Source organism: Paraburkholderia hospita (assembly GCF_002902965.1).
In the GTDB taxonomy this organism is placed as follows: Bacteria; Pseudomonadota; Gammaproteobacteria; order Burkholderiales; family Burkholderiaceae; genus Paraburkholderia; species Paraburkholderia hospita.
In genome coordinates this window covers 4,010,084-4,021,292 of sequence record NZ_CP026105.1, presented here as the reverse complement: position 1 = coordinate 4,021,292, position 11,209 = coordinate 4,010,084, and the positions used below count along the sequence as shown (strand labels likewise).

The window sequence follows — 11,209 nt, the reverse complement described above, 5'->3', positions numbered from 1 at the left end:
CAAGTTGCTATCGTTATGTTTGCGACGCGTCCCGCCGGCGCTCTGATCGCGAGATACGCGACGAGGCCCGAAGCAGCCAGGCGGAAAAGCCCCAGACGCTTGTGCCACAAGGGTTTGCGGGGTCAAGCGGGCCGGGGCGGCGTGCGTGATTTTTGGGAAGTAAGGCGAGATTCTACCGCCAAAACGGTGCGTAAAGTGAGTTATCCACAGGGCCCGATCAAACACCGCCGGCAATCGCCGCCTGTGGATCATCGCCCTAAACTATTGACGACTCAGAGAAAACCGGTTTAAATAGCGGGTTCCGCGAAAACCAATTTTCGAACCTCCGGCCATTGCACTTTCAGCGATGCTCGCGCGGTTATTTCTCAACAAGTGAGAGCAACATGAAACGTACCTACCAACCTTCCGTGACGCGCCGTAAGCGCACCCATGGCTTCCGCGTTCGCATGAAGACCGCTGGTGGCCGCAAAGTCATCAACGCACGCCGCGCGAAGGGCCGCAAACGCCTCGCCATCTAAGGCAGGCTGATACGCGGTCAAGCCGAGTGCGCGCTGTGTCCGACACCCGTGACGCTGCGGGAACGGCAGACGCGCCGCATCAGAACGTCGTTCCGGTGCAGGCGTCCGCAGCCTTTCCCAAAGCCGCAAGGCTGCTAAAAACGGATGAATTTTCATCCGTTTTTCGTTTGCGCCCGTGGCGCCGAACGGCTCACTTCGTCGTGTACGCGCGGCCCACGGGCAATGAAGCGCGGCTCGGCCTCGTGATCGGCAAGAAGTTTGCGCCGCGCGCGGTCACGCGCAATCTGGTGAAGCGCCTCGCGCGCGAAGCGTTTCGCTTGCGTCGCGCGGAGTTCGGCGGCTGGGACGTGTTGCTGCGCCTGCACGCCAAATTCGACAGGAAGGCGATGCCCAGCGGATCGTCGCCGCCGTTGAAAGCGCTGTGCCGTGGCGAAATCGACGTGCTGCTCGACAAGGCGGCGCGCGAAATCGCCCGTCGCGAAGCACCGGCAGCATCGGCAGGACAGGCGGCCGACACGCCGCCAGCCGCGCCATGAGACCCGCGCAGTCCACATGCGCGGCTGTTTTGCGGCGCTTCTTATCGGGCGGCGCGGTTGGGCCGCACTAGTCATGCAAACGGTACTATTCGCTTTACTGCGTTTCTACAAGATTGCCGTGAGTCCCATGCTCGGCAATCGGTGCCGTTTTTATCCCTCCTGTTCGGATTACGCGCGCGAAGCAATCCAGTATCATGGCGCCGCGCGTGGTACTTACCTCGCCGCCAGGCGCCTGTGCCGCTGTCACCCGTTTTCGGCGGGCGGCATCGATCTTGTCCCGCCTCCAACTCCTAAGAAGCGCTGACGCGCTGTGCCATCGACACTGAGACAACGCATGGATATCAAACGCACCGTCCTATGGGTCATCTTCTTCATGTCAGCTGTCATGCTGTTCGACAACTGGCAGCGCGACCATGGACGCCCGTCGATGTTCTTCCCGAGCGCGACGCAGACCAAGACGGCAGCTCCAGCTGCGCCGGGTTCGGCGGCAGCGGGAAGCCAACCGGCCGATTTGCCGCAGACGAGCGCCGCGGCGCCCGGCTCGACGGCACCCGCTACGCAGCAGGCGCAGCTGGTTTCGTTCAGCACTGACGTCTACCGCGGCCAGATCGACACGCGTGGCGGCACGCTGTCCAAGCTCACGCTGATCAAGCCGGGCGAGGGCAAGCAGCCCGATCAGGTGATCACGCTGTTCGACCACACGGCCGATCACACGTATCTCGCGCGCACGGGCCTGCTCGGCGGCGACTTCCCGAACCACACTGACGTGTTCACGCCCGTTCCCGGTCAGGCGACCGACATGACGGGCAACACGCTGAAGCTGTCGTTCGAGTCGCCGGAAAAGGGCGGACTGAAGGTCGTGAAGACCTACACGTTCACGCGCGGCAGCTACGTGATCGACGTCGACACGAAGATCCAGAACGTCGGCACGACGCCCGTCAAGCCGACCGCGTACATGGAACTCGTGCGCGACAGCCAGCCTGTCGAGACGCCGCGCTTCTCGCATACGTTCATCGGGCCGGCTGTGTACACGGAGCAGCATCACTTCCAGAAGTTGACGTTCGGCGACATCGACAAGAACAAGGAAGACTACGCAACCTCCGCCGACAATGGCTGGGTCGCGATGGTGCAGCACTATTTCGCGTCGGCGTGGATTCCGCAGCAGGGCGTCAAGCGCGATATCTACGTCGAGAAGATCGACCCGTCGCTGTATCGCGTGGGCGTCAAGCAGCCGCTGCAGACGATCGAACCGGGTAAGACGGTCGACGTGAATGCGCGTCTGTTCGCCGGTCCGGAAGAAGAGCGCATGCTCGAAGGCATCGCGCCGGGTCTGGAACTGGTGAAGGACTACGGCTGGGTGACGATCATCGCGAAGCCGCTGTTCTGGCTGCTCGAGAAGATCCACAGCTATGTCGGCAACTGGGGCTGGGCGATCGTGCTGCTGACGCTGCTGATCAAGGCGGTGTTCTTCCCGCTGTCGGCCGCGAGCTACAAGTCGATGGCCCGCATGAAGGAAATCACGCCGCGTATGCAGGCGCTGCGCGAGCGTTTCAAGGGCGATCCGCAGAAGATGAACGCGGCTCTGATGGAGCTGTACAAGACTGAGAAAGTGAATCCGTTCGGCGGCTGTCTGCCCGTCGTGATTCAGATTCCGGTGTTTATCTCGCTGTACTGGGTGCTGCTGTCGTCAGTGGAAATGCGCGGCGCGCCGTGGATTCTCTGGATTCACGATCTGTCGCAACAAGATCCGTACTTCATCCTGCCGGTGCTGATGGCCGTCTCGATGTTCATTCAGACGAAGCTCAACCCGACGCCGCCGGATCCCGTCCAGGCCAAGATGATGATGTTCATGCCGATCGCGTTCTCGGTCATGTTCTTCTTCTTCCCGGCGGGTCTCGTGCTGTACTACGTCGTGAACAACGTGCTGTCGATCGCGCAGCAGTACTACATCACGCGCATGATGGGGCAGAGGAAGAAGGCCGCCTGATCGAGCGCTCGGATCGGAGAGGAATCGTCCGATCCGATACGAAGCAACATAAAAAACCGCCCGGTTTCTGCCGGGCGGTTTTTTTTACGTCTGCGATTTTCTAAGCGTTATCAGCGTCGCCGTAAAACTGCGAGATCAGTTCCTGAACCAGATAGCGATGATGCGGCGTCAATGATTCGATTTTCGACGCGAGCTCGAGCGTCTCGGGCGAAAGCGGATATTTCTCGCCACGCGCCAACGGCTTCGGAACATTCCGCGTCGATCCTCCCGGCGAAGGCCCGTAATGCAGCCAATGGACATCCACTTCGAGCCAAGCCGCGAGCGTGAGCAACTTGTCGTCAGTGGGGATCGTGCGGCCGCTCAGCCACTTGTGCACCGTTTGCGGTGACACGGGCTGATCGCCGCGATGGCGTAGATTGAAATGCAATGCGAGATCGGTCCCGCCCTTGAGTTTTTCCGGGGCGCGTCTCATCGCGAACTTGAGTCGCTCGGCAAAAGCCGCTTTTTCTTCGACGGTTGGCATCGGCAGATTGTGCAGTCCGTCGCATCGCAGGTAGACAACTGTACACGCTACATTTCGCGTGTCTGAGATTTGCCTATCTCGTTACAGCAACCCATCGGAAGCGCTCTCCCAAAGATTCCAGAGTCCGCTTTACGTTGATCTGTAGGGCTTAGACTACACGAAGGGTCCGAATTCCTCTATCTGTGGACCCAGGAATCTCTTAGCCCGATTGAGATAAATCTGAAACATCTCGTTCGCCCGCGGCGACGAGGTCCACGCGCTAACACCCGAAAGGCCCGCGTTACAATGCCAGGCGTTCAGCGCACGGCTAGTGCGCTGCTTTCTTACTCCTCTCTGCCGCTTCCGACATGCTCGCAACCGATTTCGATCCGATCGTCGCCATTGCCACCGCGCCCGGCCGCGGCGGGATAGGTGTGGTGCGGATTTCGTTCGGGCGCGCCGGCGAAGCGGCGGCGCAGCCGATGATGCAGGCGCTCACCGGGCAACCGCTGACGCCGCGCCACGCGAGCTACGTCCCGTTTCTTGACGGCGGCGGAAACGCGCTCGATCGCGGCATCGCGCTGTATTTTCCGGCTCCGCATTCCTACACCGGCGAACATGTGCTCGAGTTGCAGGGGCACGGCGGCCCGATCGTGCTCCAGCTGGTTCTGCAGCGCTGCATCGATGCCGGACGTGCGTTCGGTCTGCGGCTTGCGGAACCGGGCGAGTTCACGCGTCGCGCGTTTCTCAACGACAAGCTCGATCTCGCGCAGGCCGAGGCCGTCGCCGATCTGATCGAAGCCAGTACGGAAGCGGCCGCGCGCTCGGCCGGCCGCTCGCTGGAAGGCGCGTTTTCGCGTGATATCCATTCTTTGGTTGAAGAGGTGATCACGTTGCGGATGCTCGTCGAGGCGACGCTCGATTTCCCCGAAGAAGAAATCGATTTTCTCGAAGCCGCCGACGCACGCGGCAAGCTTGCGCGCATCCGCGAGCGTCTCGCGCTGGTGCTGAGCGAAGCCCGGCAGGGCGCGCTGCTGCGCGAGGGCTTGTCCGTCGTGCTGGCCGGGCAGCCAAACGTCGGCAAATCGTCGCTGCTGAACGCGCTCGCGGGCGCGGAACTCGCAATCGTCACGCCGATTGCGGGCACGACCCGCGACAAGGTCGCGCAGACGATACAGATCGAAGGCATCCCGCTGCATGTGATCGACACGGCGGGGCTGCGTGAGACGGAAGACGAGGTCGAGAAGATCGGTATCGAGCGAACCTGGGGTGAGATCCAGCGCGCCGATGTCGTGCTACATCTGCTCGACGCCCGTTCGGGCATGACCGCCGACGACGATGCGATCGCCGCGCGGTTTCCGATGGGCGTGCCCGTTGTTCGCGTGCTGAACAAGACAGATCTGACGGGAATCGCACCGAGCGTTACCGGCTTGAACGGGACGGACGAGGGCGATTCGTGCGAGGTTCGCCTGTCCGCAAAAAGGGGCGACGGGATCGACTTGCTCCGGGGCGAACTACTGCGCATCGCGGGTTGGCAAGCCGGCGCGGAAACCGTCTATCTGGCGCGCGAGCGGCATCTGATTGCACTTCGAGCCGCGCAAGAACATTTGGGACTCGCCGCAGCACACGCTGATCAGAATGCGCAAGCTCTGGATCTGTTCGCTGAAGAGTTGCGACTGGCTCAGGATCAACTCAATTCGATCACCGGCGAATTCACTTCTGACGACCTTCTTGGTGTAATTTTCAGCAGGTTTTGTATCGGCAAGTAAGTACTTGCGGACAGCCCATATACATGGCTTTTTAGCGCCTCTATCGAAGCTGTTTTTCGGTACACAACTCTGTACACTCTGTATTTGACGCCCCCTGTGTACCGAACCCGCCAGCATGCCAAAACTCGCGACGCCGCTCAGCGAATCTCAAATCCGCACCTTGCAGCCGCGCGCCACGCGCTACAGCGTCGCCGACGGCAACGGTCTCATCCTCGAAGTCATGCCGACCGGAAAGAAGGTCTGGCGCTTCCGCTATACGCTCAACGGGCGTCGGCAACCGATGGTCACGATCGGCGACTATCAGCTGATGTCATTGCGCGTCGCTCGAGCCAGGGCGCAGAAGTATGCGGAAATCGTCGGGCAGGGCTTGTCGCCCGTGTCCATAGCTAGACAGGACCGGGGCGCCGAAAAGCGCGTCGATGTGCTGCGCGACGGCGCCGAGCTCTACGTGATGTCGGCAATGGCCCGTAAATCCGACGAGTATCGACGCACGACGCAGCGCGCGCTCGACAAGGACATCCTCCCCGCGATCGGGCACAAACCCATCGCGCAGGTCACGACGGAAGATATCCAGTCGATCTGCGACGCAATCAAGAGTCGGGGCGCGCCGCAGATGGCGCTCCACACGCGCAATGTCGCAAGGCGGCTGTTCGCGTTTCTGATCGCGCGGCAGCTCGCGAGCATCAATCCCGCCGATGCCATCGTCGCGCGCACGATCGCGACGCAGGACAGCCGCACGCGCGTGCTGACGGGAAGCGAAATCGGCACGTTGCTGCGTACGATCCATACGTCGAGCATTCGACGGCCTCTGAAGCTCGCTCTCCATCTACTCGTGCTCACGATGGTCAATAAATCCGAGTTGATCGAAGCGGCGTGGCGCGAATTCGATCTCGAAGCAGGTGTCTGGACGATTCCCGCCGCGCGTGCGAGCAACGGCCGCGATCGTCGTGTCTTTCTGTCGAGTCAGGCGCTGGCGATGTTGCGTGAGTTACGCGACATCAGAAGCAGTCGCAACTATGTCTTCCCGTCGACGCGAGGCAGCGAAGATCGCACGATTGCAAAGGGCACGCTGAATCAGGCGGCCAAAACGCTTGGGCTGGAGGGCGAACATTTCGTACTCCACGATTTCCGCCGCACGGGGTTGAGTCATCTGCGCGATGTGTTGCAATCAGTAGACGGCAAGGATGCGTTTGCAGAAGCCAAGGACACGGTCGCTGTGCGCGAGATGCAGCTCTGGGCCGATTACGTCGACGCGCAGGTTGGAGAGCAAGCAAGTTCGCCGATGGGGATGCGCTGACCTTGGCTGCCAACTTATTGGTACACAGTGTCGGATCGCCAGCGCGTATAGGCCCGTTTGACACGAGAGTCGCCCTATTAAACGAGGTTTCCGGCGATTCACTATGCGGGCCGCCCGGGATGTACTTTTAAGGTACACAGGATTCGTTTCATGTTCCTGCAACTCCCGTTCTACAAATCTTTGTGCGATAGAACCGAGGTTACGGTCCGGAATCCGGCCCGCCAAACCATCACCCGTGCAAAGCTACCTGCTCAACGTCATGCTCGCCGGATTCCGCGGCGACAGGCGCCGAGTAGACATCTGAGCCGTGCCGGTCATAGTGATCGAGCCGGAGCAGCAGACTGTCGAGGGCGCACAGTTGAATTTTGGTGAGAGAAGGAGCATCAAGGAGCGCGTGCAACCTCATGCGCCAGTACTCCGAAGTAAGGATCGTGCCGCCCATATCCCCAAGCAGCGATGGCCACATGACGCGCGAAATGTGCGCGATTTCCTGATCGATCAATCGGTTCATGTCGTCCCCCGTGACGTCTCGACAAGGCCAAAGTTTTTTACATCTGATGATTAACTTTAGCCGGATTTTAGCCAGTCACTACCTATGCAAACAAATAGGTATCCCGGCGATGTCGGGCCACAAACTAACGACATCGCATGGCCTCAAGCGTACGCATGCACGTCGCATGACAATCGGGGGAACAGAATGATGTTTGGACGTCAGTTTGACGACGTGACGCATAAGGGCGAGTGAGATGCAGCACATCCGCAAGGCGACGCGCTGCGCAACACCGGAAATTCAAGTGAGGGATACAAAAAACAGAGGGCGCAAAGAGCTAAGCGTCATCCGCCGGCGGCTCGGGCGCGCGGCACCGAACCGCAAAGCGAGGTCAATGCCACGCTGACCACGATCAGCGCCAACATGAATAGCCAGTATTCCGTCCCACGAGAAAGAGAAGGCCAGCACGTTAGCCTCCGTTCGCTCCGGATACTGTCAACCCGCCTAATGATGCAGCAGGCTGCGAATCGGATGCCGCCAGTCCATCCGCCTGTGATGGTCGTCATCGTGCAAGGCCTGGCGATGTTCCTGCCAGAGTTCGTCGGAAAACAGAAACGCGACGATGAGTAGCGGCACGATCAGAAACGCGCCCAGAATCAGATGCTCGATCACAGTAACCTCCTGATCGATGGAACAGCGACAATTTCATTGTAGGCGTGTTGCAAGTCACTGCGTGTGATCCACCGCGCACACCATGTGCGCGATTCGAGTGATGCAAGTAGCGCGCCCGGTGCGTCGCGTTCCGCCGATCAGAATGCGCTCATGCCGTCGACTTCCTCCACGCCGCGGCCAGAAGTCCCGCGCCGATCAGCAGCGTGCCTCCTGTGCAGTTGACCCCACGCTGCACGCGCGGACTGCGGATCGCGCGCCGCGCGGCCGAAGCAAGCACGGCATACCCCAACGCATTCAAGGTCCCGAGCGCGACGAAGGTGGCTTCGAAAATCGCGATCTGCGACCACGTGGCGACTTGCGTATCGATGAACTGCGGCACGAACGCCACGAAGAACACGATGCTTTTCGGATTGAGTGCTGTCACCGCATATGCGTGCGCGAAGATCCGGCTCGCGCGGGTCTCGCCTGTGGCCGGTGCGTCGGCCGTCGACACGGGAGCACGCCACAGCTTGATGCCAAGATAGATCAGATACGCTGCGCCGAGCCACTTGAGCGCAGTGAACAGCGTCGCGGACGCGGCGAGGATCACGCCAAGCCCGAGCATCGACGCCGTCATCGACGTGAGGTCGCCGAGCGCGACGCCCGCGGTCGTCACCATGGCAAATCGACGGCCGTGGCCGAGCGCATAAGAAATTACAAGCAGCACGGTAGGTCCGGGAATCGCGACGAGGATCGCGGAGGCGATGGCAAAGGGAAGCCAGTGTGCAAGTGTCATGAAAGTCTCCTGGGACCGGGCCCGGCGCTTCGGCGCGTCGCTCCCGTTCGTGTTTGGGCCGGTCGATTTATCCACGAACACGGCGTTCGTGCAAGCGCCCGTTTGAGTTTGTTCAGGAAGACAGAGCGCACCGCCCTCAGGCATCTTTTTTATTCTGCGTTCGCTTCAGCTCGTGACGGTTTTTCATGAGTCGCACGAATGACTTTGTGTGCAATGCATCAATGGCTTAACCATTTATCGCAAACGGTTTAAAAACCCTTTAAGCGTAAACGCTGATCTCGTCCTCAAGAGATTATCCACTATGCCTTCACGCCTTCAATCGCAATTCGCAATCCGCCTAATAACCGCGGTATTACGTCATTAGGGCGGTATCAATTCACGCTCTAACGCGGTGCGACATTTAGCCGCTGTTGCAAGCGCACACAAGATGTGCTTGCCGTTCAAAACGTTTCATCTAGATTTAAAGATGTGCTTGTTTTCCGGCAGTTAAACACATAGCTAACCTGAGACGTACCCCGCAAGGAGGTAACCATGAACAAGCGAGTCGCCATTCTTTTCGCGCTGACGGGTCTATTCGCAGCAGCAGGCGCGCAGGCGCAGGACGTCGTGATCAAGCCCCAGCAAACGGTGCAGTTCAAGGCGAATTCATATGGCTGCCTGTCGAAGGACAAACTCGACGCCGTCACGCAACACGCGCAGGCCGGCGAGCAACAACAAATGCAGGAGTTCTTCTCCGGTTATCAGTGCATTTCCACGCCGGAGCATTCGGATTTTCGCGTAGTCCGCGTGGTCGGGCATGACGTCGAATTCGTCAATGCCGGCAATAGCGATACACAAGGCCTTTGGACCACCGACCGATTCATCAAGCAATAAGCATTTAGAGTTGGATTGCACCCGACAGTAAATGTCGGGTGAATACAAACATCCCAACGAAAGCATTCCTTTCGCGTCTCGGCAGGGCCAGGTTTTAACCTGGCCATCATCGTTTTTCAGCTGACCTTTGGTCCGACGTCAGCGCGCCGATCGGTCGCGCGAAACCTGTCCACTGATTCCATCTGCTCATCACCCGCGCCCGGCGGCCTCATCAGGCTGTCATGCCGCGCCCGCATATTCGGTATCATCACGGTCCCACCTTGCAGCCAGGCGCGAAAAGCGCGCGATGGCTCGATAGCGCGGACTCGGCACATATGTTGCTGCTTTCAAGACAAGCGAAAGCAGGAAGGTTGATGCGACAGGGCTTTACGGCCCGACGTCGCGGCAATCCGGCAAATGTGTTTCATCGGCGAGACGCGCGACCGAGGCGCCACCGCTTCAAGGCAGGGGATGACCATGGCAAGGTACGCCGACTCTCTATTCACTCTCCGGTCCGCATTTGCGGGACCAGGTTGTAGCATGGCTCTGAAATCGACAATCTATAAGGCTGACCTCCAGATCGCCGACATGGACCGGCACTACTACGCGGACCATTCGCTGACGATCGCGCTGCACCCGTCGGAAACCAACGAGCGGATGATGGTCCGCGTCGCTGCGTTCGCGATGTTCGCGCAAGAGCGCCTCGAATTCTGCAAGGGTCTGTCGGACATCGACGAGCCCGATCTGTGGGCCAAGGATCTGACAGGCGCCATCGACACATGGATCGACGTCGGTCAACCGGACGAACGCCGCATCGCAAAGGCGAGCGGGCGCGCAAATCAAGTGATCGTGATCGCGTATGGCGGCCGGACTTCCGACATCTGGTGGCAAGGCGTGCGCAGCAAGGTCGAACGTCTGCGCAACGTGACCGTTTGGTCGCTCGGTGAAAACGTCGCGCCGGCGCTAGCCGCGCTGGCCGAACGGACGATGCGCCTGCAATGCACGGTTCAGGATCACGCGGCGTGGCTAGGCAGCGAAACCGCCGACGCCGTTCCCGTCGAATGGACGGTGCTCAAAGCTCCAGCGAACGCGCGTCCCGCGGCGCACGGTGGCCGCTGACCGGTGGTGATTGCACGCTCTGTGTACCAAAAAATGAGCGTGGCGCTCAAGGGTTTTCAGCCGGCGGGCCTTTGAGTTCGACCATATTGCCCTCGGGATCGAACAGATACAGCGACGGTCCATAACCATCCGCTCCGTAACGTTGCGCCTCTTCGCCGATGCGCACGTCATGCGCGGCGAACCATGTCTTCAGCGCGTCGGCGTCGAAAGGCTCGACACGCAGGCAAACGTGATCCATGTTTCGCCCCGCGCCGGGCGCACCGCTTTCCGGCCGGTCGATCTTTCCGCCAACCTGCAACAGGTCGATCAACGAGCGTCCCGCGCGCAGCTGGATCAGGCCGATTTCAAGTTGTTCCCTGTCTACCGTGCAACCGAGCACGTCGTGATAAAAACGCGTCATCGCGTCGAGATTAGCAGCGCGGATGACGACGTGATCGATATCGAGAATCTGGAATTTCATGGCGCGGCATCCGATCTCTGAGGTTCCGGTGAAGAGCCCAGTGTAGAAGGAATTGCGCGCAAAGATGGTGGCCAGCCAGTCGGGAGAGCAAAACGATGAGGCAAAAAAAAAGCCCGCTCGATTGGAGCGGGCTGAATCCATATCAGGAGGAGACATGGAGGAGACAAGAACCACTATACACACCGCCTTGATGCGACGCAATAACTTTTTAAGGGAAAACCCCAATTTTTTT

Annotated in this window: 13 protein-coding genes; 8 read left to right on the top strand and 5 right to left on the bottom strand. The window is 59.9% G+C overall.

Annotated elements, in window-relative coordinates:
• The first annotated feature begins 383 nt into the window (after window positions 1-383).
• The 4 genes from rpmH (at window position 384) to yidC (ending at window position 3,041) form a co-directional block, all read left to right on the top strand.
• Window positions 384-518 (top strand): 50S ribosomal protein L34, encoded by a 135-nt coding sequence (rpmH, locus tag C2L64_RS18295; protein ID WP_004198824.1) that lies wholly within the window; start codon window positions 384-386, stop codon window positions 516-518.
• A gap of 26 nt (window positions 519-544) precedes the next feature.
• Complete coding sequence (gene rnpA / locus C2L64_RS18290; RefSeq protein WP_397326813.1) at window positions 545-1,054, top strand: ribonuclease P protein component; 510 nt, start codon at window positions 545-547, stop codon at window positions 1,052-1,054.
• Window positions 1,055-1,127: 73 nt separating this feature from the next.
• Window positions 1,128-1,358: a membrane protein insertion efficiency factor YidD gene (gene yidD / locus C2L64_RS18285; protein ID WP_007581797.1), complete on the top strand. Its 231-nt coding sequence runs from the start codon at window positions 1,128-1,130 to the stop codon at window positions 1,356-1,358.
• A gap of 30 nt (window positions 1,359-1,388) precedes the next feature.
• Window positions 1,389-3,041, top strand: a complete 1,653-nt coding sequence (gene yidC, locus C2L64_RS18280; RefSeq protein WP_090834791.1) for a membrane protein insertase YidC — start codon at window positions 1,389-1,391, stop codon at window positions 3,039-3,041.
• Between the two features lie 100 nt (window positions 3,042-3,141).
• Here the strand turns inward: yidC and C2L64_RS18275 are convergent, their stop codons facing one another.
• Window positions 3,142-3,564, bottom strand: a complete 423-nt coding sequence (locus C2L64_RS18275; protein ID WP_090834789.1) for a transcriptional regulator — start codon at window positions 3,562-3,564, stop codon at window positions 3,142-3,144.
• 347 nt (window positions 3,565-3,911) lie between these two features.
• On the opposite strand from C2L64_RS18275, the gene mnmE reads away from it, so the two are divergent.
• Both mnmE and C2L64_RS18265 read left to right on the top strand, forming a co-directional pair.
• Window positions 3,912-5,312 carry a tRNA uridine-5-carboxymethylaminomethyl(34) synthesis GTPase MnmE gene (gene mnmE, locus C2L64_RS18270; RefSeq protein ID WP_090834786.1) on the top strand — a complete coding sequence of 467 codons (1,401 nt, stop codon included), beginning with the start codon at window positions 3,912-3,914 and terminating at the stop codon, window positions 5,310-5,312.
• A gap of 115 nt (window positions 5,313-5,427) precedes the next feature.
• A complete protein-coding gene (locus tag C2L64_RS18265; protein WP_090834784.1) occupies window positions 5,428-6,609 on the top strand; it encodes a tyrosine-type recombinase/integrase in 1,182 nt (393 codons plus the stop codon).
• 229 nt (window positions 6,610-6,838) lie between these two features.
• On the opposite strand, the gene C2L64_RS18260 is transcribed toward C2L64_RS18265, so the two are convergent.
• The 3 genes from C2L64_RS18260 to C2L64_RS18255 all read right to left on the bottom strand — a co-directional run bounded on the left by C2L64_RS18260 (window position 6,839) and on the right by C2L64_RS18255 (window position 8,546).
• On the bottom strand, window positions 6,839-7,120 hold the full coding sequence (locus tag C2L64_RS18260; RefSeq protein ID WP_007581786.1) for a hypothetical protein: 282 nt from the start codon (window positions 7,118-7,120) through the stop codon (window positions 6,839-6,841).
• Window positions 7,121-7,603: 483 nt separating this feature from the next.
• The gene (locus tag C2L64_RS54140; protein WP_028363935.1) at window positions 7,604-7,771 is read right to left on the bottom strand and encodes a hypothetical protein; all 168 of its coding nucleotides are present in this window, start codon (window positions 7,769-7,771) and stop codon (window positions 7,604-7,606) included.
• A 148-nt stretch (window positions 7,772-7,919) separates the two neighbouring features.
• Window positions 7,920-8,546: a LysE family translocator gene (locus tag C2L64_RS18255; RefSeq protein ID WP_007743271.1), complete on the bottom strand. Its 627-nt coding sequence runs from the start codon at window positions 8,544-8,546 to the stop codon at window positions 7,920-7,922.
• A gap of 531 nt (window positions 8,547-9,077) precedes the next feature.
• On the opposite strand from C2L64_RS18255, the gene sap1 reads away from it, so the two are divergent.
• Window positions 9,078-9,419, top strand: coding sequence for a surface attachment protein Sap1 (gene sap1 / locus C2L64_RS18250; protein ID WP_090834782.1), 342 nt, complete (start codon window positions 9,078-9,080; stop codon window positions 9,417-9,419).
• Window positions 9,420-9,938: 519 nt separating this feature from the next.
• On the top strand, window positions 9,939-10,517 hold the full coding sequence (locus C2L64_RS18240; protein ID WP_090834780.1) for a YaeQ family protein: 579 nt from the start codon (window positions 9,939-9,941) through the stop codon (window positions 10,515-10,517).
• Window positions 10,518-10,563: 46 nt separating this feature from the next.
• On the opposite strand, the gene C2L64_RS18235 is transcribed toward C2L64_RS18240, so the two are convergent.
• On the bottom strand, window positions 10,564-10,977 hold the full coding sequence (locus C2L64_RS18235) for a VOC family protein (protein WP_079498527.1): 414 nt from the start codon (window positions 10,975-10,977) through the stop codon (window positions 10,564-10,566).
• Window positions 10,978-11,209: the final 232 nt, after the last annotated feature.